Origin of the sequence: Streptomyces sp. CoH27 (genome assembly GCF_020181035.1) — a bacterium.
In the GTDB taxonomy this organism is placed as follows: domain Bacteria; phylum Actinomycetota; class Actinomycetes; order Streptomycetales; family Streptomycetaceae; genus Streptomyces; species Streptomyces camelliae.
This window is the reverse complement of record NZ_JAIQYY010000003.1, coordinates 237,300-262,771: the sequence shown is the minus strand read 5'-3', so window position 1 is coordinate 262,771 and position 25,472 is coordinate 237,300. Positions and strand designations below refer to the sequence as shown.

At 71.8% G+C, this 25,472-nt stretch carries 21 protein-coding genes; 13 read left to right on the top strand and 8 right to left on the bottom strand.

The window, feature by feature from the left end; all coding sequences use genetic code 11:
- Positions 1-29: 29 nt before the first annotated feature.
- From LE548_RS06455 to LE548_RS06445, 3 genes are read right to left on the bottom strand one after another with little or no spacing between them, the layout of a single operon-like run.
- Positions 30-3,371: an alginate lyase family protein gene (locus tag LE548_RS06455; RefSeq protein WP_225095670.1), complete on the bottom strand. Its 3,342-nt coding sequence runs from the start codon at positions 3,369-3,371 to the stop codon at positions 30-32.
- Positions 3,368-4,894 carry a glycosyl hydrolase family 28 protein gene (locus tag LE548_RS06450; RefSeq protein WP_225095669.1) on the bottom strand — a complete coding sequence of 509 codons (1,527 nt, stop codon included), beginning with the start codon at positions 4,892-4,894 and terminating at the stop codon, positions 3,368-3,370. Before LE548_RS06450 ends, LE548_RS06455 begins: the two co-directional genes overlap by 4 nt.
- Positions 4,895-4,931: 37 nt before the next feature.
- Complete coding sequence (locus tag LE548_RS06445; RefSeq protein WP_225095668.1) at positions 4,932-5,096, bottom strand: hypothetical protein; 165 nt, start codon at positions 5,094-5,096, stop codon at positions 4,932-4,934.
- A gap of 630 nt (positions 5,097-5,726) precedes the next feature.
- On the opposite strand from LE548_RS06445, the gene LE548_RS06440 reads away from it, so the two are divergent.
- The 8 genes from LE548_RS06440 to LE548_RS06405 all read left to right on the top strand — a co-directional run bounded on the left by LE548_RS06440 (position 5,727) and on the right by LE548_RS06405 (position 14,867).
- Positions 5,727-6,743: a hydroxyacid dehydrogenase gene (locus LE548_RS06440; protein WP_225095667.1), complete on the top strand. Its 1,017-nt coding sequence runs from the start codon at positions 5,727-5,729 to the stop codon at positions 6,741-6,743.
- A gap of 128 nt (positions 6,744-6,871) precedes the next feature.
- On the top strand, positions 6,872-7,960 hold the full coding sequence (locus LE548_RS06435) for a LacI family DNA-binding transcriptional regulator (protein ID WP_225095666.1): 1,089 nt from the start codon (positions 6,872-6,874) through the stop codon (positions 7,958-7,960).
- A 413-nt stretch (positions 7,961-8,373) separates the two neighbouring features.
- Positions 8,374-9,711 (top strand): ABC transporter substrate-binding protein, encoded by a 1,338-nt coding sequence (locus tag LE548_RS06430; protein WP_225095665.1) that lies wholly within the window; start codon positions 8,374-8,376, stop codon positions 9,709-9,711.
- An 11-nt stretch (positions 9,712-9,722) separates the two neighbouring features.
- Complete coding sequence (locus tag LE548_RS06425) at positions 9,723-10,607, top strand: carbohydrate ABC transporter permease (RefSeq protein WP_225095664.1); 885 nt, start codon at positions 9,723-9,725, stop codon at positions 10,605-10,607.
- Positions 10,607-11,521, top strand: a complete 915-nt coding sequence (locus tag LE548_RS06420) for a carbohydrate ABC transporter permease (protein WP_225095663.1) — start codon at positions 10,607-10,609, stop codon at positions 11,519-11,521. Before LE548_RS06425 ends, LE548_RS06420 begins: the two co-directional genes overlap by 1 nt.
- 8 nt (positions 11,522-11,529) lie before the next feature.
- Positions 11,530-13,347, top strand: coding sequence for a family 43 glycosylhydrolase (locus LE548_RS06415; protein WP_225095784.1), 1,818 nt, complete (start codon positions 11,530-11,532; stop codon positions 13,345-13,347).
- A 195-nt stretch (positions 13,348-13,542) separates the two neighbouring features.
- Positions 13,543-14,601 (top strand): LacI family DNA-binding transcriptional regulator, encoded by a 1,059-nt coding sequence (locus tag LE548_RS06410; protein ID WP_225095662.1) that lies wholly within the window; start codon positions 13,543-13,545, stop codon positions 14,599-14,601.
- A gap of 62 nt (positions 14,602-14,663) precedes the next feature.
- Positions 14,664-14,867 carry a hypothetical protein gene (locus LE548_RS06405; RefSeq protein ID WP_225095661.1) on the top strand — a complete coding sequence of 68 codons (204 nt, stop codon included), beginning with the start codon at positions 14,664-14,666 and terminating at the stop codon, positions 14,865-14,867.
- Positions 14,868-15,065: 198 nt separating this feature from the next.
- On the opposite strand, the gene LE548_RS06400 is transcribed toward LE548_RS06405, so the two are convergent.
- Both LE548_RS06400 and LE548_RS06395 read right to left on the bottom strand, forming a co-directional pair.
- Positions 15,066-15,332: a hypothetical protein gene (locus LE548_RS06400; protein ID WP_225095660.1), complete on the bottom strand. Its 267-nt coding sequence runs from the start codon at positions 15,330-15,332 to the stop codon at positions 15,066-15,068.
- A complete protein-coding gene (locus LE548_RS06395; RefSeq protein WP_225095659.1) occupies positions 15,329-16,192 on the bottom strand; it encodes an oxaloacetate decarboxylase in 864 nt (287 codons plus the stop codon). Before LE548_RS06395 ends, LE548_RS06400 begins: the two co-directional genes overlap by 4 nt.
- Before the next feature lie 188 nt (positions 16,193-16,380).
- Between LE548_RS06395 and LE548_RS06390 the strand changes: the two genes are divergently transcribed.
- Positions 16,381-17,013 carry a VOC family protein gene (locus LE548_RS06390; protein WP_225095658.1) on the top strand — a complete coding sequence of 211 codons (633 nt, stop codon included), beginning with the start codon at positions 16,381-16,383 and terminating at the stop codon, positions 17,011-17,013.
- A 79-nt stretch (positions 17,014-17,092) separates the two neighbouring features.
- Positions 17,093-17,494 carry a VOC family protein gene (locus LE548_RS06385; protein ID WP_225095657.1) on the top strand — a complete coding sequence of 134 codons (402 nt, stop codon included), beginning with the start codon at positions 17,093-17,095 and terminating at the stop codon, positions 17,492-17,494.
- Here the strand turns inward: LE548_RS06385 and LE548_RS06380 are convergent.
- The 3 genes from LE548_RS06380 to LE548_RS06370 form a co-directional block, all read right to left on the bottom strand.
- Positions 17,477-18,163, bottom strand: a complete 687-nt coding sequence (locus LE548_RS06380) for an AraC family transcriptional regulator (protein WP_225095656.1) — start codon at positions 18,161-18,163, stop codon at positions 17,477-17,479. The genes LE548_RS06385 and LE548_RS06380 overlap by 18 nt on opposite strands.
- A gap of 91 nt (positions 18,164-18,254) precedes the next feature.
- Positions 18,255-19,121 carry a VC0807 family protein gene (locus tag LE548_RS06375; RefSeq protein WP_225095655.1) on the bottom strand — a complete coding sequence of 289 codons (867 nt, stop codon included), beginning with the start codon at positions 19,119-19,121 and terminating at the stop codon, positions 18,255-18,257.
- A 175-nt stretch (positions 19,122-19,296) separates the two neighbouring features.
- Complete coding sequence (locus LE548_RS06370; protein ID WP_225095654.1) at positions 19,297-20,481, bottom strand: YihY/virulence factor BrkB family protein; 1,185 nt, start codon at positions 20,479-20,481, stop codon at positions 19,297-19,299.
- A gap of 134 nt (positions 20,482-20,615) precedes the next feature.
- Between LE548_RS06370 and LE548_RS06365 the strand changes: the two genes are divergently transcribed.
- The 3 genes from LE548_RS06365 (at position 20,616) to LE548_RS06355 (ending at position 25,446) form a co-directional block, all read left to right on the top strand.
- Complete coding sequence (locus LE548_RS06365) at positions 20,616-22,253, top strand: acyl-CoA dehydrogenase family protein (RefSeq protein ID WP_225095653.1); 1,638 nt, start codon at positions 20,616-20,618, stop codon at positions 22,251-22,253.
- A 395-nt stretch (positions 22,254-22,648) separates the two neighbouring features.
- Entirely contained in the window at positions 22,649-23,935 is a 1,287-nt protein-coding gene (locus LE548_RS06360; RefSeq protein WP_225095652.1) for a GAF domain-containing protein, read from the top strand.
- A gap of 176 nt (positions 23,936-24,111) precedes the next feature.
- Positions 24,112-25,446, top strand: a complete 1,335-nt coding sequence (locus LE548_RS06355; protein ID WP_225095651.1) for a hypothetical protein — start codon at positions 24,112-24,114, stop codon at positions 25,444-25,446.
- Positions 25,447-25,472 lie beyond the last annotated feature (26 nt).

The following is a 25,472-nucleotide window of genomic DNA, read 5'->3' as shown; positions in this document are numbered from 1 at the left end:
GGTGGGGCATCTCCCATCCGTGGGGGGATTCAGTTGGTGGTGATGGTCACCTCGTCGAACTCGGTGGTGCAGCGGGTCAGCGGGTCGCGGGAGCAGACCACGAGGCCCACGTGACAGGGGGCGTCACCGAAGCCGGGGATCTCGCCGGTGGCGAGGGTGGTCCAGGTGGCGCCGTCATCGGTGGAGAGCGCGGCGGTGAAGGTGGTTCCGGCACGCCTCAGGCGCAGCAGGCCGGGGAGGACGGCGGTGCCGTTGCCGGTGAAGGCGGACTTTCCGGCGACGGTGGTGCGCAGCATGAGCTGTGCGGTGGTGCCGCCGGAGACGATGGCACCGGCGGCCTGGTCGAAGGGGGACAGCGACTTGGCCATGAGCAGGCCGACCCGGTCGGCGCCCGCGCCCGTGCGGGAGACGAGCCGGGCGGTGATCTCGCAGTCCCCGGTGACGTACTGCCGTACGAACTGGCCTGTCATCGCCTGGTTGTTGACGGTCAGATCGGTGCCGGCGCCGCGGACGGTGAAGGTGCCGTCGGCGTGGGAGGTACTGCCCGGGGTGCGGATGGCGACCACGCCGAGGGTCCCGAAGGCGCGGTCGTCGAGCACGGGGTCGCCGAGGTCGCCGTACGTCCAGGGGGCGGGTGGCGGTGTGCCGACGGTGAGGGTCAGCGTGCCGGTGCCGGTGCCCGCCGCGTTGCCGGCGCCGGTCGTGACCGTGAACTCGCCGGTCCGGGTGGGGGTACCGGAGATCAGGCCGGTGCGCTGGTCCAGGCGGAGTCCGTCGGGCAGTCCGTCGGCGGTGAAGCGGACGGGCTCGTGGGAGCCGCGCAGGAGGTGGCTGAAGAAGACGCCCTTGTTGGCGAACGCGGCGGTGGGTGAGGTGAGTTGGGGTACGGAGGAGGTGGGCATCATGGCGGAGGCGGGCTGTGACAGGGGTCCGCGGCCGCCGCAGTTCGTCTTCGTGACGACGTAGTGGTAGGTCGTCCCGGGTGTGCCGGTGGCGTCGGTGTACCGCAGGCGGGTGCCGAAGCCGACGGGTGCGACACCGGTCGCGATGGTCTCGTACGGGCCGTCGGCGCCGGTGGCGCGCAGCACCTTGCAGCGGGCGGAGAGGTCCGGGTCGGTCCAGGCCAGCTCCACGGCGTCGGGGCCGGTGGTCGCGGTCAGGTCGGTGGTGGTGCGGGCGGGGCGCGGTACGGACCAGATCTCGCCCTTGGCCGCGGCGCCGACGGTGACGTTGTCGAAGGCGCCGGTGCCGGTCCCGGCGTAGTCCTGGTCGACGCCGAGGCAGGAGGTGAGGACGAGGCCTGCGTAGGCGGTGTGGCCCAACTCGACGTCCGTGGAGCCGACTTCGGTCCAGCGGATGCCGTCCGGGGAGACGGTGCCGGTGCAGCGGCGGCCCCTGCGGGTGACCCGTACCCAGTACGGTGCGCGCAGCCGGTAGCCGTCGCCGGCGCCTTCGACATAGGGCGCCTGGAGCGGGGTGGCCGATTCGGGGAGGGCGCCGAGGTCGGAGAGGGGGAAGGCGGCGGTCTCGGTGATCGTCTGCTGCTGGGTGGGCGGTACGGGGGTGCTGCCGGTCGCCGAGATCGGGGCGCCCGGTTCGGGGCGTACGCTCCACACGCCGCTCCAGGTGTGCAGGGGCAGCCCCTGGATCAGCATCGAGGCGTGTGCGGCGCCCGGGTCGAGGGTGTCCCGGAGGGTGACGCCGATCTTGGAGTACTGCGAGCTGAGCGGGAACACGATCCTCGCGGTGATCGACCCGTCGCCCGGCAGCGGGAGGTGGACGAGGCGGTAGGTGTCGGCGGTGCCGGAGGCCTCCAGGACGAACCGTTCGCCGTCGAAGGCGGCGGAGCCGGGGATCCGCACCTCGCCGAGGTCCTGGGTGGACCAGGGTTCGGGGAGTCTGGCGCAGGCGCCGGCTGGGCTCGATTCGGCGCTGCGGCCCCGGGAGTTGGCGGCGGTGACGGTGTAGTAGCGGGTGCGGGCGCCGTGCGCGTCGTCGTCGGTGTAGGTCGTGCCGTCGACGGCCGGCGCGATCTCCTCGTACGGTCCCTCGGGCCGGGTGGCCCGGTGGACGGCGTAGGTCGTCGCCCACGCGGACGGCAGCCATGCCACGGTGATGCCGGTGCCGTCGCCCACCGCCGTGACCCCTGCCGGGGGCGTCGGCGCGGTCGGCGCCGGGGCCTCGGTGCCGGCGTAGGCGAAGGTGCCGAAGCCGGGCAGGTCGTCGTTGCTGCCCTCGACGGCGCGTGTGCCGCCGGTGCCGCGGAAGACGGCCGCCTTGGTGTTCGGGGTGTCGAGGCCTCGGACGCCGGTGTAGTGGGCGTAGTACATCTCGTAGATCGGCGGGAGGTTGCCGCGGGAGACGGCGGACACGGACGTCTTGATGTACTTGCCGGTCCGGTCGAGGTCGGGGGTGAAGGGGACGTCGCCGCCGAGGTTGTACCGGGCCGCGTACTCGGCGTTGGCGAGAATACGGTTTCCGGCGTATCCCCACAGGTCGACGCCCTGGTTCCAGGCGACCTGGGCGGCGTCGCCCATGAGGCCGACGGCCAGTTGCTCGTGGCCCTGGTCGCGGCCGGACTCCTGGCCCTGGCCGGCGTCGGTGACGACGCGGTGGCGGACGCTGCCGTTGCCGGCGCCGGCCGCGGCGAAGCGCAGCGCGTCCTCGAAGAGCGTGCGCTGCTCGCAGAACACGCCGATGGCCAGGATGGATTGAATGGACGTCAGGTCCCAGTTGCCGTTGGCGTAGAGCATGTAGCCGGAGATCGCCGGATACCAGACGTCCAGGAAGGACCGTTCGCAGCGGCTGATGTCGGCGTCGGCCCATCCGTCGTAGTCGCTGTGCCGTAGCAGTTCGGCGGCGTTGACGAACTTGAAGGCCTGCAGTCCCGCACCGAGCGGGCCGTCGGCACCGGTGACCGTCGTCAGGGACGACGACCAGGCGTTCAGAATGTCGCGGGCCTTGTCGGCGTGGGCGCGGTCGCCGGTGACGCACCACATCAGGGCGTTCTGGTAGGCGGCGGCCGAGTCGGCGACGGCCTGGTTCTGGTAGTTGGCGGGTCCGCGGCCCCAGGAGGTGATCTGACCGGTGTTCTGGACGATGTACGTGGACTGTGAGCGGGCGTGGGCGGCGAACGCCAGGTAGCCGTCGTGGACGGGGGATCGCTGCGCGGCGACCGCTGCCTTCATGCGGGCGAGGTCGGCGGCGCTGTGCAGCAGTCCGGGGTGGGTGAAAGGCGCGGCCGGGGTGGTGCCGTTCCGGTCGGCGGCCTGGGCGGTGCCGGGGACGAGGAGGCCGCTCGTGCCGGACGCCAGCAGCAGGGCGGCCGCGCCGCCAAGGAAGCTCCGGCGGCTCGGTGCGGGGTTCGTCATGACGTCCGAGCCGCCTCGGCCTCGGCTGTGGTGAGGAACGTCAGGTTCGTGACGTGCTCGTTGGCGTACCACTGGAGGGTGTCGGTGGTGAGGTACCACTTGGGTTTCTGCAGGGAGTCGGCGATGACCCGGCCGTTGATCACGAGGTTCTCGAAGGTGACGTTCTTGATGGCGTGGTCGGCGTCGTAGCCGACGAAGATCGACGGGTTGGCGTGGGTGCCGGTGTAGCTGAGGTTCTTGATGTAGACGTTCTCGATGCCGCGGCCGACCGAGGTGTTGTACTTGGTGTTGTACATCACCCGCATGTTGAGGACCTGGCCCCAGCGGAAGTCCTCGATGCGGATGTCCTCGATGCGCACGTTCTGGATCAGGTTGGAGTCGCCGGGGTTGAGGGCGATGCAGCCCTGGTAGTTCATCTGGGGTTCGCGGTGGTCGAGGATGTCGAGGTTCTTGATGACGAGGTTCTCGATGACTTCGGGGGCGTCGGTGTTGCCGTGGGTGCCGATGTTGACGGGGTGGGCGACGTCGGCCCACAGGGTGCAGTTCTGGACGGTGATGTCGCGGGTGTCGCCGTAGTAGTTCCAGCGGTGGGCGTAGAGGGCGATGCAGTCGTCGGAGGTGCGCAGGAAGCAGCCGTCGATGACGACGTCGCTGGAGGAGAAGATGTCGATGCCGTCGCCGTTGCCGCGGGAGCTGAATCCGCGCAGCTTGTTGATGTGGACGTGCTGGCTCTCGCCGAGGGTGGTGACGTAGCCGCCGCGGGGGTTGAGGACGATGACGTCCTCGATGCGGATGTTCTTGCTGCCCTCGCAGAGTATGCCGTTGGTCGGGCTGGTGATCACGCCGCGGCCGGTGACGGCGGCCTTCTCCACGTTCTTGAAGTAGACCTGCGCGGTCAGGACGGCACCGCCTGCCAGGTAGACGGTCTTGCCGCTGGGGACGGCGAAGACGTTGCCGGTGACGGAGTGCACGCCGGGACCGAAGTAGAGGATGTCGGGGTCGTCGGCGGAGGGCGGGTTCGGGTCGATGTGATGGGTGACGATGTGCAGGCAGTCGAAGATCTCGTCGTTGATCTGGACGACGACGTCACGCGGCTCGTCGAGGGTGAAGCGCAGGGTGTCGCCGAGGAGGTCGGGCGTGATGCCGAGGGAGTCGGGTCTGATCCGGGCCTTGGTGGTACCGCCCTTGAGGTAGGTGACCTCGATCTCGGCGGAGCCCCGGAAGTCGAAGTACACCATGGAGGAGTTGTAGACCTTGCCCGAGCCGGTGGCCGGGTTGATCTCCTCCAGCTGCGGCCGCCAGATGTCGAGGGTCTGCCAGTCGCCGTCGGGGGCGGTGCGCACCCGCACCTTGAAGCTGGTGTTGGTCGGCATACCCGACGGGAGCGGGTAGGTGACCAGCTTCGGGGCCGGGTCGGCACTGTCCGCCCGGGCCGCGGTGGTCGCGAGTCCGGCCAGGCCGGCGGCGAGCACGGTGGCGCCTGCCGCCTGGAGGGCGGTACGGCGGGACAGGGACGGGTTCATGCGGGGCTCCCTACAAAAGGCTGGGGATACAGGGGAGTTACTTGAGGCCGGAGGTGGACATGCCGGCGACGAAGCCGCGCTGGGCGACGAGGAAGATGAGGAGGATGGGGACGACGTACATCACCGAGGCGGCGGCCTGGAGTTGAGGGACGGGTGTGCCGGCGTCGGTGACGTAGGTGGTCATCACGGCGACGGCGAGCACGCCCTTTCGGGAACCGGTTTCTACGGGCGGTGCCAGGGAGCTTCTTCCGGAAGACACCGCGCGTCAAGAGCTATGACGAACTTTCGAAAACCCTGAGAGGAAGCGACGGGCCGCCGGAACGACCCGTACGCTGCGATGGATCACGGCAACCGGTTTCTCCAGCAGATGCCACTCCACCTGCCCGTTTTCACCCGTTCAAGGAGCCCCGACATGCCACTCGTCGTGCGCGGCGGACTCCCCCGCGCGTCGTCGTACGGCGCATACCCCGGTGCGCGGCCGTCCGGCGGACGCACAGCCCTGTGCCGCACAGCCCTGTGCCGCCCGGGCCCACCGGAATCCGCCTGACCTCCGTACAGACCGTCGTGACTCCGAAAAATCCGGTAACCGATTTCGATGCGCGCCTGCGATCAGGGCCGCACGCCTCGGTGCAACCTGGCACACCGAGGCACGCGCATGGAGGCCGGCACACCATCCTCGACCCGTCTCCGCCCAGTGCCGCCCCAGGCCTGGGCCGTTCCCGGCCCGCCGGGAACCGGCTTCGGCCCCCAACCGTTGACCGTCCATTCCCGTCAGACATACGGTAGAAGGCGCTTTCTGAAAACGTTTCTACCGCCGTCCGTCAGGAGAGCCATGCCCCCCAGCCTCCAGCCGCCGCGAGCCGTGTTCGCGATGGATCCGGTGCATCTTCCGTTGCTCTTCCCGCCGCCGCTCATGACCCGGCTGACACGCGCGGCCGACATCGAACCGGCCCTCGTCGTGCGGGACTTCACCGACCCGGCGGCCGCCGGCGCCCTCGCCTCGGCCGACGTACTGATCACCGGCTGGGGCTGCCCGCACCTCGACGCCGGTGCGCTGGCCGCCACCCCCGGGCTGCGGGCCGTGCTGCACGCCGCGGGCTCGGTCCGCTCCCTGGTCGGCGAGGCCCTGTGGAGCCACGGGGTCACCGTGTCCAGCGCGGTCACCGGCAACGCCCTGCCGGTGGCGGAGTACACGCTCGCGATGATCCTGCTCGTCGGCAAGGACACCTTCGAGCGCCGCGAGCGCTACCGGCGCACCCACACCTATCCGGGCCCCGCCGAGACCGCGGCCACCGGCAATCTCGGCCGCCGCATCGGGGTGATCGGGGCCTCCCGGGTGGGCCGCCGGCTCCTGGAGCTGCTGCGGCCGTTCGACCTCACGGTCCTGCTGCACGACCCCTACGTCAGCCCCGCCGAGGCCGCCGCCCTCGGGGCCGAACTGCTGCCGCTGGAGGACCTGTTGCGCCACAGCGACATCGTCAGCCTGCACGCCCCCGACATCCCCGAGACCTACCACATGCTCGACCGCGGCCGGCTCGCCCTCGTCCGGGACGGCGGCGTGCTGATCAACACCGCGCGCGGTGCGCTGGTCGACCACGAGGCGCTGACCGACGAGCTGGTCTCGGGACGGCTGCGCGCGGTCCTGGACGTCACCGAGCCCGAGCCGCTGCCCGCCGGTTCCCCGCTGTACCGGCTGCCCAACGTCTTCCTCACCCCGCACATCGCGGGCTCGCTCGGCAATGAGCTTGAGCGGCTCGGAGCGATCGTCGTCGAGGAGCTGGAGCGGCTGGCCGCGGGTCTGCCGCCGCTGTACGAGGTGCGGCACGCGGACCTGGCCCGGGTCGCCTGATGGGCACCGCGGACCGCCGTCCACAGGCCCGCCGGCCCGGAGCCGGCATGGGATACGGTTTCCGCACCGGCGCGGGCGGTACCCGAGCAGGTGGGAAACGCGCCACGACGTCGAAGGAGCCTTAAGCGGTGAGTCAGCGCAAGGCGCCAAGTGAGGCCGGCCGGGCGACCATCCGCGACGTCGCGGAGCACGCCGGCGTCTCCGTGGCGAGCGTCTCGCGGGTGCTGTCGGGCAACTACCCGGTCTCGGACGAGCTGCGCCGGCGGGTGATGAAGGTGGTCCGGGACCTGGACTACGTCACCAACGCCCACGCCCGCTCGCTGGCCGGCGGCGGCACGCCGACGGTGGCGATCCTCATCAACAACATCACCGGCGCCGCGTTCGCCCACGTGGCCAAGGGCGTCGAGGGCGCCGCCACCCTGCGCGGCTGGCTGTCGCTGGTCGGCACGACCGGCGACGACCCCGAGCGGGAGCTGGCGCTGGTCAACCTGATGCGGCAGCAGGGCGTGGCCGCCGTGGTGCTGCTCGGCGGCGCGTACGACTACGACGAGTACCAGCTGCGCATGGCCCGCTTCGCGCGCTCACTGGACGCGGCCGGCTCCCATCTCGTCCTCGTGGGCAGGCCGCCCCTGGAGGGCGACGTCCCGGCCACGACGGTCGACTACGACAACGAGGGCGGCGCGTACGCCATGGCCAGCCATCTGCTGTCGGCCGGGCACCGGCGCGTCCTCGTCCTGCCGGGACCGGCCGGACTCACCACCGCCCAGGGCCGGTTGCGGGGCGCCCGGCGGGCCTTCGAGGCGTACGGGATACCGTTCGACCCGGGGATGATCCGGCACGGCTCGTACGACGACACGCACGGCTACACCGCGGTCGAGGCCGCTCTGCGCGAGACGCCGGACTTCACCGCCGTGCTCGCCGGGACCGACGTGGTGGCCGCGGGCGCCATGCAGGCGCTGCGCGCGGCCGGGCGGCGGGTGCCGGAGGACGTGTCGATCGTGGGCTACGACGACATCCCGCTCGCCTCCCAGCTGACACCCCAGCTGACCACCGTGCACGTGCCGTACGAGGAGATGGGCCGGGTGGCGCTGCGCGCGGTGGCCGACCGGCGCGAGGGCGGCACGGGCCGCCGCAAGGGCGCCGACGGCGAGCATCTGGTGCTGGGCACCCATGTCGTCGTACGCAATTCCGTGCGGCCGCCGGCGCCGCGCGGATAGCTCGCCGTACGCAAGGAGCTCGGCGAGAGAGTTACGTAAACGGTTTCTCACGCTTCACGACTTCGGTGGCGGCTCTCGGGCCGCTCGCCGAAACCCGGGCTCTGCCCTGCCATACGGCGTTGACCTGCTCGAATGCTCCGTCCGATGCGAGCAATTGGCGCGGGCCGGAGGCAACCCGCCGTACTCGTCGCCGTAACAAATCGCCCCACCCCTCTTGCTATGGACGAACCGGTCGCCTACCGTCCCAGCAACCGCTTACTACAGCTTCCGCTTGGCCATCCTCCGCCGCAACCGCGTGCCGGCGGTTTCCGGCCCCGCTTGTCGGGTCCGCTGTTCCCGGCCTGCATCACCGAGCCGCCGTCCTCGCGTTCCGCCCCTGCCGAGAACGCCTACTTTCGAAGGATCACGGTCAGATGAACGTCACCAGCTCCCGCAGAAGGTTCGCCACCGCCGCCGCCGCGGGCATCGCGCTCACCGGTCTGCTCGCCGCCTGCGGCGGTTCCGGCTCGGGCGACACGTCGTCGAAGTCGTCCGGCCCCGACACCCTCGACTACTGGGGCTGGGCGAACGGCCAGGAAGCCGTCGTGAAGGCGTTCAACGCCTCCCACAAGGACGTGCAGCTGAAGTACACCAAGGTCACCGACCAGTTGACCATGCAGAAGCAGCTGACCAACGCGGTGAAGGCGGGCAACACCCCCTGCCTGGTGCAGAACACCGCCGAATACGTCACGAGTTGGGTGTCGCAGGGCGCGCTCGCCGACATCACGCAGTACGTCAAGGGCGACGCCGCCACGTTCAACCCGGGCTCCTGGGCGAGCGCGCAGGTACAGGGCAAGCTGTACGGCGTTCCCACCGGCTCCGCGCCGAACTTCACGATCTACCGCACCGACATCTTCCAGAAGTACGGTCTGAAACCGCCCGCCACCTGGGACGACTTCATCACCGCCGGCAAGGTGCTGAAGCAGCACGGCATCAAGATCACCAACTACGCCGGTGAGGACCCGAGCACCCTGGAGGTGCTCTCCATGCAGGCCGGGGCGCACTGGTACGCCATCGACGGCAACTCCTGGAAGGTGGACTTCCAGGACCCGGGCACCCTGAAGGCCGCGAAGGTGATCCGGGAGATCATCGACAACGACCTGAACTCCAAGCTGTCCTTCGCCGACTACGCGGCCGTGCAGCGCAACTACGACAACGGCGGCACCGCCACCCGGCAGATCTCCACCTGGCAGATGGCCGGCATGGTGCAGAACTTCACCAAGTCGTTCGGCAAGTGGGCGCTGGCACCGTGGCCGACGTACCCGGGCGAGGCGCCGAAGACGCCGGCCGGCACGAACCTGACCGGTGGCGTGACCCTGGTGACCAAGGGATGCGGCCACCAGGAGCAGGCGGCCCAGGCGGCCCTGTGGATGTCCACCGACGCGGGTGCGGTCAAGACGATGGCGAGCCCGGAGACCGGCAACGGTGTGATGCCGGCGCTGAAGGACAGCAACGCGTACGTCGCCGAGTCGGTCTCGCAGAAACTGCTCGGCACGAACTACGCGCCGGCGCAGAAGGTGGTCACCGACAGCCTGGGCACCGTCACCACCGACTGGGCCTTCGGCCCGGACTGGACCGCGATGTTCACCGAGATGCAGGCCGGCTGGGCCAAGGTGGTGGCGGGGCAGGAGAAGGTCACCGATCTGCTCGCGCACATGCAGCAGTGGACCGTGAACGACCTGAAGTCGCGCGGCATCAGCGTCAAGGGCTGAGGGACGCTTCGATGATCCGCTCACTGCGCTGGAAGGGCGCCGCGTTCACCCTGCCCTTCCAGCTCGGCTTCGTCTTCCTCTATCTGCTCCCGATCGGCTACGCCGTCCACGAGTCCCTGTACCGCGAGCACCAGTCCGGGCTCGGACTCGGCGGGGCGACCACCGAGTTCGCCGGGCTCGGCAACTACACCCAGGGCCTGACCGACTCGGCGTTCCTGAACTCCATCCTGCGGGTGGTGCTGTTCGCCTGCGTGCAGATCCCGGTGATGCTGTTCGTCAGCCTGGTGCTGGCGCTGTGCCTGGACGCGCTCACCTCGCGCGTGGCCGGCCGGTTCCGGATCCTGCTGCTGGTGCCGTACATGATCCCCGGCGTGGTCGCGGCGATCATGTGGGTCAACCTGTACAGCCCGGACGTCGGTCCGCTGACCCCGCTCGGCAAGGTGTTCGGCTTCCACTGGAACTTCTTCGCGCCGTCGATGGTGTGGCCGTCCATCGGCAACCTGCTGACCTGGCACGGCATCGGCTACAACATGGTGATCATCTACTCGGCGCTCCAGGGCGTGCCCCGCGAGCTGTTCGAGGCGGCCCGGCTCGACGGCGCCTCGGAGATCCGGATCGCGCGGAGCATCAAGGTCCCGTACGTGCGCGGGGCGCTGGTCCTCACCGGGCTGCTGTCGATCATCCAGATGCTGCAGATCTTCAACGAGCCCGCACTGTTCCGGAACGTCACCCCGCAGACCGTCAGCGACAGTTTCACCCCGATCGTGATCATCTACAACCAGGCGTTCAACGCCGGCAACTACCACTACGCCGCGGCTCTTTCGGTGCTGCTCGCCCTGATCCTGGGCGTGGCCTCCTTCCTCTTCTACCGGTTCACCTCGAAGGAGGCCGACTGATGGCGGTCACCGAAGCGCCCGCCGAGCGGCCCTCCGCCCGGGGCGTGCGGCGCATCACGCGCCCGGACGCCGCCTCGCGCGGGCGGGGCGGCCAGCGTTTCCTGCTCGTCGGGCTGGCCCTGGCCAGCGCCTACAGCCTGTTCCCGCTGTGGTGGCTGCTGGTCAGCGCGACGAAGAACCGCACGGCGCTGTACCAGAGCAACGGCCTGTGGTTCTCCGGCTGGCACCTGTGGGACAACCTGCGCGAGGTGTTCACCTACCAGGACGGCATCTTCCTGCGCTGGACGGCCAACTCGCTGCTGTACGCCGGCGTCGGCTCCCTCGGCGGCACGGTGGTGGCGCTCGCCGCCGGCTACGGTCTGGCCCGCTTCGACTTCCCGGGCCGCAATGTGATCTTCGCGTGCGTGGTGGGCTCGTTCCTGATCCCGATCGCGCTGCTGACCCTCCCGCTGTATCTGCTGTTCTCCTCGATCGGCCTGGTGGACACCCCCTGGGCGATGCTGATCCCGTGCCTGATCAACCCGTTCAGCGTGTATCTGGCCAAGGTGTACACCGAGGCCACGATCCCCTACGAACTGCTGGAGGCGGCCCGGCTCGACGGCGCCGGGGAGCTGCGCATCTTCGTCAGCATCGTGCTGCGGATGATGACGACGGGCGGCGCGACGGTCTTCCTGCTCGCCTTCGTCAACACGTGGAACGCCTTCTTCCTCCCGCTGACCGTGCTGCGCGGCAAGGAGAACTGGACCCTCAACATCGGCCTGTACAACTGGTCCGGCACCCGCATGGAGTCCGGTGTCGACCTGACGGGGCTCGTGCTGACCGGCGCGCTGCTGTCCATCGTGCCGATGGCGGTGATGATGGTGGCGATGCGGCGCTACTGGCGCACCGGGGTGACCCTGGGAGCCCTCAAGTGACCGATGCCGTGGCCGAGTTGGTCAACCCGGTGATCCGGGGCTTCGCCCCGGACCCGTCCCTGGTCCGCGCCGGGGACTGGTACTACGTGGCGACCAGCTCCTTCGAGTGGTTCCCGACGATCCCGATCCACCGCTCCCGCGACCTGGCCCACTGGGAGTACGCCGGCCATGTCGAGGGGGCGGCCCCGGGCGGAACGCTGGCCGGGGTGCCGGACTCCGGTGGGATCTGGGCGCCCTCGCTGAGCTGGAACGGTACGCGGTTCTGGGTAACGTACACGGTGGTGCGCTCGGTCGGCACGCCGTACTTCGACCTGGACACCTACGTCAGCACGGCGCCCGGCGTCGCGGGCCCGTGGACGCCTCCGCGCCGGGTCCCGTCCCACGGTTTCGACCCGGCCCTGTTCCACGAGCAGGGCCGTCTATGGCTCCTCAACCTGCAGAACGACCACCGCCCCGGCGGCCGCCGCTTCTGCGGCATCGTCGCCACCGAGCTGAACCCGTCGACGCTCTCCCCCGTCGACGGCACCCACCTCCTGCTCCAGCACGACCGGCTGATCGAGGGCCCGAAACTCCTGAAACGGGACGGCTGGTACATCCTGCTGCTCGCCGAGGGCGGCACAGGTTTCGAGCACGGCGTTCGAGTGGCCCGCTCCCGCCGGCTGACCGGCCCGTACGACCTGGCCCCGCGCCCGCTCCTGACCTCCCGGGACGACCCGGCCTGGCCGTTGCAGAAGGCGGGCCACGCGGAGTTGGTACGCGCCCCGGACGACGAGTGGTACCTGAGCCACCTCACCTCCCGCCCCCTGGCCACCCCCGCCGGCCCCCGCTGCCCCCTCGGCCGGGAGACCGCGATCCAGGCGGTGACCTGGGACGAGGCCGGCTGGCCCCGCCTACGGCACGGGGACTGCCGACCGGCGCTCAGGGTGCCGATGCCACGAGGGCGGGGCAGGCAGCCGGAACCGGCCGACAGCGAAGGCGCCCTCGCACCGACTGCACCGGAGCCCGCTGGGGCTTTCCTGCTTCCAGACGTGTCGGAGCCCGCCGAAAACGGCCCGGAACCGGAGATCATCACCTCCGGGTATGCCCTGACGCCGGGCCGGCCGGACCGCTGCACGAGCGGCCGGGAGCCCGAGACCGCCGGTGCCGGGGACCCCATGGCACCGGGCCGGCCGGGGCTCTCCGGAAGGTCCCTCGCGCCCGGACGGTCGGAGCCCTCCTGGTACACGTTGCGCTCGCCCGCCGATCCGTCCTGGATCGACCTGACCAGCCGTGCGGGCTGGATCCGGCTGCGTGGCCGGCACGGGCCCGAGTCGTTGTGGGCGCACAGTCTGCTCGCCCGGCGGATCACCGAGCACCGGGCCGAGGCGCGGGTGACCGTCGAGGCGCGGCCGGCGACGTTCACCCAGGCGGCCGGACTGCTGCTCTGGTACAACACGGCGGCCTACCTCGCCCTCGACCTGACCTGGACGGAGGACGCGGGTGAGGAGCAGTGCGGGCAGCAGTGGCGGGGCGCCGGCCGGAGCGTGCTCGCGCTGACGGCGCGCGACGAGGACGAGACGCGCCTGGTGGCGGTGGCCGACGTGGACGCGAGCGGCCCGCTCACTCTGGGGGTCCGCGTCGAGCGCGGGGAGGCCAGGTTCTGGTACGCCGAGGCCGGCACCCGCCGCTGCGTCGGTCCGCCGCTGGACTTCACCCTGCTCTCCGACGACCACGGCTCCCGGCTGCGCTTCACCGGCGCCATGGCCGCGATCCACGCGGTGGACCTCGTCGACGCCTCCTTCACCGCGGACTTCACCGGCTTCCGGCTCGACTGCATCCCGGACTGACCTCACCCACCGAAGGGGATGTTCGGAGTTTCGAAAGCTCCGACCGGCGCCATCCCGCGAATTCCCATGTCTTCACGCCGTGTTGACGCGCATCTATCGTAGGAAGCGCTTTCTGCATGGTCGGTGAGCAGGCCGCGGAAGCAGCGTTGGTCGCAACTTTCGAGGCCCAAAGGCGGGCCGGAGAGGCGGTTTCCTGTGGTCCGTGCGGGGAGTGCGAGCGTGACGGCCGGGCCGACGCTGGCCGTGGTGGCACGCGAGGCGGGGGTATCGGTGCCCACCGCGTCGAAGGTGGTCAACGGCCGCGAGGACGTGGCACCGGAGACCCGCCGCCGGGTCACCGAGGCACTGGACCGGCTCGGCTATGTGCGCCGGCCCCGCTTCGACGCGGCGAAGGCTCCTGTCCTGGTCGACCTGGTGGTGCACTCGCTGGAGAGCTCCGGGTCGGGAGCGGTGCTGCACGGGGTGGAGGCGGCGGCGCACGAGGCGGGCCTGGAGGTGGTGGTCTCGGCCGGGCCGAACCGGGCCCGTGGCGGCCGGCCGGAGCGCGACTGGCTGGACAAGCTGACCGCCCGCGGCTCCTCCGGAGTGCTGTTCAACCTCGCCGAACTGTCCCCGTCGCAGTACGCGTGGCTGGACCACCACCGCATCCCCTACGTGCTGATCGACCCCGCGCACGAACCGCCGGCCGGGGTGGTATCGGTCGGGGCGGCCAACTGGCAGGGCGGGGTCAGCGCGACCGAGCATCTGCTGGGGCTCGGCCACCGGCGGATCGCGGTGATCGCCGGGCACCGGCGCACGATGGGCAGCAGCGCCCGGGTGGCCGGTTACCGTTCCGCGCTCGCCTCCGCCGGGGTGCGGCACCTCGCCGAGTACGTGCGGTACGCCGGTTTCGACGAGGCCACCGCTCGGCTGCGCACGCACGAACTGCTGGACCTGCCCGAGCCGCCGACCGCGGTGTTCGTGTGCTCGGACCGGATGGCCCTCGGGGTGTACGCGGCGCTCGCGGAACGGGGGTTGAGGGTGCCGGACGACATGAGCGTCGTGGGCTTCGACGACCTGCCCGAGGCCCGCTGGATCGCGCCGGCCCTGACCACCGTGCGCCAGCCGCTCGGGGAGATGGCGGCGACCGCGCTCCGGCTGCTGGTGCGGATGATGCAGGGCGAGCGTCCGGAGGGCACCCGGACCGAGTTGTCGACCCGGCTGGTGCCGCGCGCGAGCACGGCGGCGCCGCCCCTGGCGCGGCCGGCCGCGTGATGCGGCACGCCCGTCCGGACGCGGGGCGGTGACCGCGCCGTACCCGGGATCGTTTCCCGGGCATGGACCTCACCTCGCGCACCGCAGCGGCCCTCGCCGTGGCCGCAGTCGCTCTGGTCACCGCCTTCGGTACGGCCCACGCCGCCTGCCGCACCCTCGCCCCCGGACAGCACCGCGCCACCGTGGCCACGCCCGGCGACGAGCACGACCCGAAGGCCGACGTCGGACTCGACGAGAACGGCCGCCCCGACCTCGCCGAGGACTGAGCCGACCCGGCGAGAACCGAGCCGACCCGGCGAGCGCTGAGCCGACCCGGCGAGAACCGAGCCGACCCGGCGAGCGCTGAGCCGACCCGGCGAAGACCGAGTCGGCCCCGGCGTGGGTGAGGCCGGGGCACGGTGGCGGTCGGGCACCTCCCGCACGGGGTGCCCGGCCGCCGCCGTGAGCGGCGTGAGTAGTTGCCCTCAGTAGTCCCCGTGGTGATGGGGGGCACCGACGAGGGCCTCGATCGCGTCCACGGCACTGCCGTCGTGGTCGCTGCCGGCCGTGCCCCTGCCGGCCTGGACGTTGGCGGTGCGGTCGACCTCCAGCCAGGAGTCGGCGTGGGAGTTGTCGATGACGGTGATCAGGCTGCCGGTCGCGGGTGCGGGTGCCGCGGGTGCCGCGCCGGCGCCGAGCGCCGCGGCGGCGAGGGCCGCCGCCGTCCCGAGCCGGGGTACGGCACGCCTCACACGCCCACGCCCTCGGGGGTGAGCCGCTCCCGGGCGATGTTGCGCTCCAGCAGGCTGGTGGCGGCCTTCACGCCGATGCCGCTCGCCGGATCGACCTCGGGCAGCCGGCCGTCGGCGGCCTTCAGACCGGCGAGCGCGGAGTCCATCGCCTCGTGCGCGGCGAACAGACACGGCGTGCTGTAGATGGCGACGTCCACGCCGAGGCCGGTCAGTTCGCCGAGGGAGAGGCGGGGCGACTTGCCCCCGGCGATCTGGTTGAACAGCAGCGGCTTGTCGCCCACGACCTTGCGGATGCGCTGGATCCACTCGACGCTGCGCACCCCGTCGACCAGCACGACGTCGGCGTCGGTGGCGGCCAGCCGCTGGGCGCGGTGCAGGATGTCGTGCTCCTCGGTGGCGTCCGTCCGGGCCACGACGACCAGGTCCTTGCGGGTCTGGAGGACCTTGTCCAGTTTCTCCAGGTACTCCTCCAGCGGCAGCACCTGCTTGCCGTCGGCGTGTCCGCAGCGACGGGGCCGCTTCTGGTCCTCCAGGATCACGCCGGAGGCCCCGATGCGCTCCAGTCCTTCGACGACATGACAGGCGACCTCGGGATCGACGTAACCGTCGTCGATGTCGACCAGCAGGTGGTGGTGCGGGAACGCGCCCCGCAGCCGCTGGACGAAGGCCACCATGTCGGGCCAGGCGATGAAACCGATGTCCGGCAGCCCGTAGTACGAGGCCGCGAATCCGAAGCCCGAGACGAACATGCCGTCGTAGTGCTGGGCCGCGATCGACGCCGAGTACATGTCGTACACGCCGATCAGCGGCGTGGTCCCGGGCCCGGCGATGCGTTCGCGCAGCTGTTTTCCGTAAGTCAAGGTCCGACTCCTCCCACGGATCCCTTTGCCAAAGCAAGAGCATCTCTAGATGTTCACGTGACTTTCCACATACGCATGCTTTACTCACTCCAATGGGGGAACGGTTTCACCGAGCGGACGTCACCGAAGGCTCGGGCTCGGTCCAACTTCCTTGTGCCGTGCGGCCGGTGACCGTAGCCTCGCCGGGCATGAACGCCGTTCCCCCGCTCCTGGACCACCTCGTCCTCGCCACGCCGGATCTGGCCGCGACCGTCGCCGACTTCACCCGGCGCACCGGAGTGACACCCGAGCCCGGCGGTGTGCACCTCGGTCTCGGCACCCGCAACCATCTGGTGGGGCTGGGCGGCCGCAGGTACCTGGAGATCCTCGGCCCCGACCCGGAGCAGCCGGAGCCCGCCGGGCCGCGGCCGTTCGGCGTCGACCAGCTGACCGAGCCGCGCACGCTGACCTGGGCGATCAGCCCGCCCGACCTCGACACGGCGATCACGGCGGCCCGCGCGCGGGGCTACGACCCCGGCCCCGTCCGCCCGATGAGCCGCCGCACCCCCGACGGCACCCTGCTGCGCTGGCGGCTGACCGACGGCACCTCAGGGGACCCCTCCGGCCTGGTGCCCTTCCTGATCGACTGGGGCGACTCGCGCCACCCGGCGGACTCGGGTCTGCCGGTCACCCCGCTGCTGGAGCTGAGGGCCACGCTCCCCGACCCGGAGGCCCTCCGCGGACCGCTGGCGGCCCTGGACACCGAGCTGACCGTCACCTTGGGTCCGGCGGCGCTCACCTTCATCGTGGACACACCGAAGGGGCCGGTGACCTTCGGCTGAGACCGGAAGCTGTCATCGCACCCGCAGGGTGGCCGATTTCTTCAAGACCCTCCCGCCACCGCCCTCCTACGGTGGCCCCATGACTGCACGATTCGCCGTGATCGGCGTGGTGGCCTCCGATCTGGCCGCCTCGCTCGCCTTCTACCGCCGCCTCGGGCTGGTCTTCCCCGACGGGGCCGAGGAACAGCCGCATGTCGAGGCCGAGCTGCCCGGCGGGCTGGTGCTCGCGCTGGACACCGAGGAGACCGTCCGCTCCTTCCACCCCGGCTGGCGCCCGCCCGAGGGCGGTGGGCGCATCGGGCTCGCCTTCCGCTGCGGCTCACCCGCCGAGGTCGACGCCCGGTACGAGGAACTCGTGGGCGCCGGGTACCACGGCGAGCTGAAGCCGTGGGACGCCTTCTGGGGCCAGCGGTACGCCACCGTGCACGACCCGGACGGCAACGGCGTCGACCTGTTCGCCCCGCTACCCGCCGCCGAGTAGCTCCCCGAGCGGCATACCGGCCAGCTCCCGTACCTCCCGGGCGAGATGGGCCTGGTCCGCGTAGCCCGCGCGGACCGCCGTCTCGGCGTACGCCACCCCGGAGCGGGCCAGCGTCAGCGCCCGTTGCAGACGCAGGATGCGGGCGAGAGTCTTGGGGCCGTAGCCGAACGCGTTCAGGCTGCGGCGGTGCAACGTGCGGGCGGCGATGCCGAGTTCGGCGGCCGTCTCGGACACCGGCCGGCCCTCGTCCAGGCGCTCCACCAGCCGGCGCAGCAGCGGATCGGGGGCCGCCACGCGCGCTGCCGCGTCCAGGGCGACGTCCTCCAGTGCCGTCGCCGGATCGGTGGCCGCCTCGATCCGGTCGCACAGCCGGCGGACTCGGGCGGCGGGCCACAGGTCGGCCAACTCCACGCGCCGATCCCGCAGTTCGTGCGCCGGTACGCCGAGCAGGGCGGGCGCGGTGCCGGGAAAGAAACGGACACCAGCCCAGGAACGTTCCGGACCCTCGGGGGCGTAGGGGCGGGTGTCGGGGCCCGCGACCAGCAGCCGGCCCTCGCTCCACAGCAGGTCCATGCAGCCGTCGGGCAGCACGGCCCGGCCACCGGCCCCGGTCGGGGTGTTCGTCCACACGACGGCACCGGCCAGCCGGGACGCCCGCTCCGCGTACACAAGCGCCAGCCTACGTCGCCGACGGCACTCAGTCTGTCCGGTGCCGGTGCCGATGCCGATGCCGGTGCCGGTGCCGGTGCCGCAGTGACGGTCAGCCCGGACGCCGGGCCGGAGAACGCGGCGGCAGCTGGGTGCGTATGCCGGGGTCCGCCGTCGCCAGGGTCGCAGCGGGCGCCGGAGCGGACGGGAAGGACGGGAAGGACGGGGGCAGGCTGCCGTTCGTGCGGTCGGCGTGCTCCGTGCCGGGGGTGCCGAGCAACGGGAGGCCGTGGCGGGTGCGGAAGCGGCGGGCGTACCCGGCGGTGGCCGCGGCCGTCAGGGCGAGCAGGGACAGGGACACCACGCGGGTGAGCAGCGGCACGGTGTCGGACGGCAGTACGGCCGCGGCGAGTGTGCCGAGGCCGCCGTCGAGCAGTTGCTCGGCGCCCCAGGCCAGGGTGAGGGCGCGCAGGGCCCGGCGGAACTCGGCGGAGTCCCGCCAGAGCCCGGCGCGCGCCAGGGCGGCCGGCCCCCGGTGCAGCCGCTGTCCCAGCTGGAAGGCCAGCGGCCTGCGGGTGAACCCGGTGCCGGCCACCCAGGTGCCGACGACGAGGGACAGCGCCTCGTCCTTGAACAGCAGGACACGGGGACCGCCGCCGATCAGGGACACCAGCGCGGCACCGGCCAGCCACACCGTGAAGCACAGGTCCACGCCGTCGATCCTGCGGTGCCGCAGCGCGCCGTACAGCAGCCGCAGGGCGGGAGGCGCCCCGCTGAGCAGGAGCGCCGGGCCCTGGTGCGCGCCGAGTACGCGGGCGGCGTAGTAGACGAGGAGGGGCAGGAGGATGTCGGCGGCGATCCCGAGCAGCGGGCCGTGGCCCAGCCCACCGTTCCTCGCCCCCGGGCCCGACTCCGCCCCCGGGCCCGACTCCGCCCCCGGGCCCGACTCCGCCCCCGGGCCCGTCTCCGTCTCCGTCATATCGACCTCCGCCTCTTCGCCGGTCGGGAAGCCACCGCCGGCCCGTGGAAAACGCTAGGTCCATGGCGGTACCGGGCGGATCGGAGCACGGGTGGAGAGACGGGTGGAATGCAGGTGGAAACACCCGGCGCCGTCATCCACCGCTGATGCGCACCCAGGGGTGGAGAGTCACCGCTCACTGGCCCTGCGGCGGTGTGCCCCCGTGAGGATTCGTGGGTGTGTCCCCGGTGCCGTTGTGGGCGTGAGGGTGGTGGTGCGGGTTCTTGGCGTGGGTGCGCAGGCGGGCCGTGATGTCCTCCGGGGGCAGGAAGCGGGACCAGCGCTCGGGGAATTCGGAGGGCATGTCCGGGTCGTCGGGGTCGGCCTCGCGGGACGCCGCCGTCCAGGCGACGTACTCGGCGACCTGCGCCTCACGTATCCGCTCGTTCGCCTCGCGGGCGGCGGCCGTGGCGGCGGCGGGCCAGACCCGGTCGATGGCCGCGTTCACGGCCGCGCCGACCAGGACCGCGAAGGCCGACACGCCGATCCACAGCAGGACCGCGACGGAGGCGGCCAGGGAGCCGTAGATCGTGGCGCCCTCGATGGTGTGCACGAGGTAGATCCGCAGCAGGAAACTGCCGAAGACCCACATGGCCAGCGCGACGAGGGCGCCGGGGACGTCCTCGATCCACGGGGAGCGGACCGGCACGGACACGTGGTACAGGGTCGTCAGGAAGGCGATGGACAGGACCATGACGACCGGCCAGTACAGGACCTGCACGACCGTCGCCGACCAGGGCACCACCCGTACCACCGCGTCCGGGCCCGCCACCATGAGCGGCAGCGCCACCGAGCCGATCAGCAGGGCGACGATGAAGAGCAGGAACGACATCACCCTCGTCTTGACGATGCCGCGGACGCCGTCGAGGCCGTACATGACGGTGATGGTGTCGATGAAGACGTTCACCGCGCGCGATCCCGACCACAGCGCGAAGACGAACCCGATGGAGATGACGTCGGGCCTGGTCTTCAGCACGTCGTGCAGGATCGGCTCGGCGATCTCCTTCACGCCCTTGTCGGACAGGACCGTCCGCGAGGCGTCGAGGATGTTGGTCTCCAGGCTCTGGATGGTGTGGGCGCCGGTCCAGGTGTCGACGTAGGCGAGCAGCCCGATGAGACAGAGCAGCAGGGGCGGCACGGACAGCAGCGTGAAGAACGCCGCCTCGGCGGCCAGGCCCAGGATGCGGTACTCCATGCAGGAGTTGACGGTGTCCTTGAGCAGCAGCCAGGCCGTCCTTCGCTTGGAGACGTTCCGGTAGAGGGCTCTGGCCCGGTGGAGACGGCCGGGGGGCCGCTCGGGGGGTTCACTTGCTGGCTGCACGACCCAACCGTAGCCGCAGCACCGGACCGCCCTCACCTTCCGGGCCGGGTCAGCGGGTCCCCGGCGCCCCGGCCCGTGCCGTTGTGCCACGCTGGAGGCCATCACCTCCACCAGTCCCGGGTAGGTTCGCAATCATGGCAGGCACCTCCACCCACACCGTGACGAACCAGCCGCCGCCCCTGGTCGGCTACGACCTGTTCACCGCCGACCGGGCCCTCGTGGCGGCCGTCGAGCGGTACACCGACCCGGGCGTACTGGACGAGGTGCGCCCGGAGCTGTCCGTGCTGGGCCGCTCCTCGGGTTCGGCGCAGGTGCAGGAGTGGGGGGCGCGGGCGAACGAGCACCCGCCCCGGCTGCGCACCCACGACCGCTACGGCCACCGGATCGACGAGGTCGATTTCGACCCGGCCTGGCACCGGCTGCTCGGCAAGGGGGTCGGGGCGGGGCTGACCGGCGCCTGGACACGGCCCGCCGGGCATGTGCGCCGGGCGGCCGGGTTCCTGATCTGGACCCAGGTCGAGGCGGGCAACTGCTGCCCGCTGTCGATGACCCACGCGGCCGTGCCCGCGCTGCGGACCGACCCGGAGCTGGCCGCCGTGTGGGAGCCGCTGCTGACGTCCACGGTGTACGACCGTGAGCTGCGGCCCGCCGCGCGGAAGGCCGGCGCCCTCATGGGCATGGCCATGACGGAGAAGCAGGGCGGCAGCGACGTACGGGCGAACACGACCGAGGCCCGGCCGCTGGCCGAGTCCGGGACGTACGCGCTGACCGGTCACAAGTGGTTCTGCTCGGCACCGATGTCCGACGCCTTCCTGGTGCTCGCCCAGGCCCCCGGCGGGCTCACCTGCTTCCTCGTGCCGCGGGTCCTCGCGGACGGCACGCGTAACGTGTTCCTGCTCCAGCGACTCAAGGACAAGCTCGGCAACCGGTCCAACGCCTCCGCCGAGGTGGAGTTCGCCGGGACCTGGGCGCGCCGGGTCGGCGAGGAGGGGCGCGGGGTGCGGACCATCATCGAGATGGTCGCGGCGACCCGGCTGGACTGCGCGCTCGGCTCGGCGGGCCTGATGCGGCAGGCGGTGGTGCAGGCCGTGCACCACTGCGCGCACCGGGAGGCGTTCGGCGCACGGCTGATCGACCAGCCGCTGATGCGCAACGTCCTCGCCGACCTCGCTCTGGAGTCCGAGGCCGCGACCGCGCTCACGCTGCGGCTGGCCGCAGCGTACGACGAGGGCGGCGAGCAGGAGCGCGCCTTCCTGCGGCTCGCGGTACCCGCCGCCAAGTACTGGATCACCAAGCGCTGCGCGCCCGTCGCGGTGGAGGCGGCGGAGTGCCTCGGCGGCAACGGCTACGTCGAGGAGTCCGGACTGCCCCGGCTGGTCCGGGAGTCGCCGCTGAACTCCGTCTGGGAGGGCGCCGGGAATGTCCAGGCGCTCGACGTGCTCCGGGCGCTGCAACGCGAGCCGGGCGCGCTGGACGCCTGCCTCACCGAGATCGGCCGCGCCCATGGCGCCGACCACCGCCTGGACCGGGCGGTGAAGGACCTGTTCACCGAACTCGCCGACCTGGACGGCATCGAGGCCCGCGCCCGCCGCCTGGTGGAACGCCTCGCCCTGGTCCTCCAGGGCTCTCTCCTGGTCCGCCACGCCCCACCGGAGGTGGCCGACGCCTTCTGCGCCTCCCGCCTGGGCGGCGACCACGGAGCGAGCTTCGGCACCCTGCCGGCGGGCCTGGACCTGGTGGCGATCGTGGAACGAGCACGTCCAGCCTCTTGAGCGAGGGCACCTGGTCCGACGTGAGGGGCGCGAGACTGTATCGACATGCGGCTACCGCCGCGTGGGCGCGAGAAACCACAACGCACCCGCACCCGCCAACGCACAGAACCCGGCACCCCCGAAGGCGAACCCGGCCAAACCCCCGGGCGGGGTGGTGCTGCGCCGACACGGCACCACCCCGGGGGTCAAGTCTCGGCCACCCCCGATAAGTTCACCAGGGTTGCAAGGGGTTGCAACTTGTCGGCCCGCGTGTGCGGATTGTCTGCCTCCGCCCGGCCTGGAACGGCAGTATGTGTGGCACAGCCGGGCCGGAAACCGCCGTCGGTACGGCTTGACAAGCATGTTCGAAGCCCTTTTCCGGGCCGTTCCGGGAGGACCCAGTGGTGAACCCGCCGATGAACGTGGCGCGCCTGGCCGCCGTGGACGTGGCACAGGCGGCGCGGGTGCTGAGCGAGGTGCGCGAGGCCACGCTCGCCGGTCACCGTGCGCGGATCGCGCCGCGGCCGGTGATCGAGCAGTCCTGGGGGCGCATGCTGCGCAGCGGCGTGGACCCGGACCACGACTTCCGGTCGGGGCTGCTGCCGTCGGACGAGATCCGGCGCCGGCGTGAGGAGTCACCGCTGCGGCACGTCCTGTCGGTGCTGCGCGACGGTCTGCTTTCGGTCGCGGACGTCGCCCAGCACATCATGGTCGTCGCGGACGCCGACGGCCGCGTGCTGTGGCGGGAGGGGGCCACGCAGGTGCTGCGCAAGGCCGACGGTCTCGGCTTTGAACTCGGCGCGGACTGGCGGGAAGACGTCGTCGGCACCAACGGGGTGGGCACCCCGGCGGTCGTACGGCGGCCCGTGCAGGTGTTCGCCGGCGAGCACTTCGTCCGTTCGCACGTCTCCTGGACCTGTTCGGGTGCGCCGATCACCGATCCCAGGGACGGCCGGCTGATCGGTGTGGTGGATGTCAGCGGCCCACTGGAGACGATGCATCCGGCGACGCTGGCCTGGGTGGACGCGGTGGCGAAGCTGGCGGAGGCGCGGCTGCGGGAGCTGCATCTGGACTCGCTGGAGCGGCTGCGGTCGGTGGCGGCGCCGGTACTGGCCCGGCTGGAGGGGCAGGCGCTGGTGGTGGACCGGGACGGCTGGTCGGCGGCGGTGTCGGGGATGCCGTACGTACGGCGCGTCGCGCTGCCCAAGTCGCTCTCGCCGGGCCTGCGGTGGCTGCCGTCGCTGGGTTCGTGCGCGGTGGAGCCGCTGGCCGGGGGCTGGTTGCTGCGGGCGGCGCAGGAACCGCCGGCCACGGCCGCGCGGATCGTGCTGGATCTGGCGAAGGCGGGGCGCAGCACGCTGACGGTGACCGGGTCCGCGGGTGCCTGGTCGCGTGAACTCAGCCCCCGGCACGCCGAGTTGATCTTTCTGCTCGCCGAGCACCGCGCCGGCCGGAGCGCGGCGGCGCTCGCCGGGGATCTGTTCGGGGATTCTTCACGCACGGTGACGGTACGGGCCGAGATGTCGCGGATCCGGCGGTACCTCGGGGAACTTCTCCAGCATCGGCCGTATCGTTTCTGCGAGGACGTGGAGATCGATGTCCTGCTCCCCGACGACCCGCGTGACCTGCTGCCTTCTTCTACGGCGCCGGCGATCGCCCGCCGCCGGACGGCTCCGGAGGGCACCGGGTCCCCCGTTCCCTGAGCGGAGTCTTCGGCACAAGTGCGGGGTATTCGCCCTGCGCGGGCCGTTACTGCCGTAGCATCCCTTCAGGGCTCCCCGGCTGTTGCACGCGTCAACCTACAAACCAGCAGGCACAGTTGGCCCGCCTCGGCCCCGGGCCGACTCGGCGGCGAAGGAGCCCTGGAAGAGGGGACGAGATGAAGCATCGCGGCAGACACCGGCGGCGCAGACGGGGCGCCGTACTGCGCGCGGTCCTGACCGGCACCGCGCTGGCGCTCACCGCGACCGCCACCCTGATCAGCGCGTCCCAGGCCGATGTCACCGACAGCCCCGGTGCGCTCAAGTCCCTCTCATCCCCGGCGGACATCTCCCGGCTGCGGCTCCAGGAGCAGCTCGTCCCCGCCCGCGCCCTGGACCGGCTGTCCGCGGCGATGGGCACCCCGGTCGGCGTGGACGACGTACTGGCGAGCGCGGACCGCGACATGAGCGAGGCCGCCGACTGCTCCTCGGGCGACCGCGCGTCCCTGCCCGTCTCCCCGTCCGCCGACCGCGCCTACTGCTGGGACCGGGCGGACGCCTCGGCCACGGACTGGCGGCCGGCGTCGGTGACCACCTCCGGGGACGCCGACGACGACGGCCTGTGGGGCACACACCGGGTGGTCCTGGCCGGCTGGACCCACAGCGCCGCCACCGGACGCGCCGCCGAGCGGGGCCTCGCCCGGGTCGCCTTCGTGAACGCCGACGACCCCGCCCGCCTCACCTACCGCTGGGTGCTGCTGGTGCTGCCGGTGCAAGGCGGCCAGGACTACCGGGGCCTGGCCTCCGGTATCTCGGGCATGGTCTGGTACCAGGACAAGCTGCTGGTCACCGCCGGGGCCGGCGGCGCCGAAGCGCTCTATGTCTTCGACCTCGACCGCATCCAGCGCACCACGGTCGACGGGCCCGCGATCGGACGGGTCCCCGGCGGCTGGTCCGCGGACGGCTACCGGTACGTGATGCCCGCCGTCGGCTCCTACCGCTTCACCGCCGGCCGCTGCTCCGCCGCCGGCCCGCCCTGTCCCGGCGCACTCGCCCTGGACCGGAGCACCGTGCCCGACAGCCTGGTGGCGGCGGAGTGGACCGCGCCCGGCGCAGACCGTACGGCCCGGCTGTGGCGGTACGCGTTCGGCACGGACCCCGAGCGCGGTGGACCGCTCGCCGCGGACGCCTCCGGGCAAGTCCCGGCGGTGGAGGCGTACCGGACCCGGGCGGCCGGGATCCGGGGCGTGCTGTCGTACCGGCGGCCCGGCGCCGACCATCCGTCCTGGTATGTGGGACACCTGCCCGACTCTCGGGACGGACACGGCGGTCTGTGGCGCCAGGACGTCACGGCGGCGAAGGCGGCCCACTGCGGTGCGGACGCCTCGCATCGCTGCTGGGCCGAGGACGCGGGCTCCCTGTCGTACTGGCAGGCGACCGGCGAGGTGTGGTCGCTGTCGGACCGGATGCTGTTCTCGCTCCCGCTGGCCGAGCTGGACCGCTCACTGGGCTGAGCCCGTACGCCGGGCCGCATCCGGCG

Coding starts and splice junctions, on each gene's coding strand:
- LE548_RS06405 (WP_225095661.1), top strand. CDS start 14,664: ATGGACCTCACCTCGCGCACCGCAGCGGCCCTCGCCGTGGCCGCAGTC.
- LE548_RS06425 (WP_225095664.1), top strand. CDS start 9,723: ATGATCCGCTCACTGCGCTGGAAGGGCGCCGCGTTCACCCTGCCCTTC.
- LE548_RS06450 (WP_225095669.1), bottom strand. CDS start 4,894: ATGAACCCGTCCCTGTCCCGCCGTACCGCCCTCCAGGCGGCAGGCGCC.
- LE548_RS06360 (WP_225095652.1), top strand. CDS start 22,649: ATGAACGTGGCGCGCCTGGCCGCCGTGGACGTGGCACAGGCGGCGCGG.
- LE548_RS06430 (WP_225095665.1), top strand. CDS start 8,374: ATGAACGTCACCAGCTCCCGCAGAAGGTTCGCCACCGCCGCCGCCGCG.
- LE548_RS06385 (WP_225095657.1), top strand. CDS start 17,093: ATGACTGCACGATTCGCCGTGATCGGCGTGGTGGCCTCCGATCTGGCC.
- LE548_RS06355 (WP_225095651.1), top strand. CDS start 24,112: ATGAAGCATCGCGGCAGACACCGGCGGCGCAGACGGGGCGCCGTACTG.
- LE548_RS06440 (WP_225095667.1), top strand. CDS start 5,727: ATGCCCCCCAGCCTCCAGCCGCCGCGAGCCGTGTTCGCGATGGATCCG.
- LE548_RS06455 (WP_225095670.1), bottom strand. CDS start 3,371: ATGACGAACCCCGCACCGAGCCGCCGGAGCTTCCTTGGCGGCGCGGCC.
- LE548_RS06375 (WP_225095655.1), bottom strand. CDS start 19,121: ATGACGGAGACGGAGACGGGCCCGGGGGCGGAGTCGGGCCCGGGGGCG.
- LE548_RS06420 (WP_225095663.1), top strand. CDS start 10,607: ATGGCGGTCACCGAAGCGCCCGCCGAGCGGCCCTCCGCCCGGGGCGTG.
- LE548_RS06365 (WP_225095653.1), top strand. CDS start 20,616: ATGGCAGGCACCTCCACCCACACCGTGACGAACCAGCCGCCGCCCCTG.
- LE548_RS06390 (WP_225095658.1), top strand. CDS start 16,381: ATGAACGCCGTTCCCCCGCTCCTGGACCACCTCGTCCTCGCCACGCCG.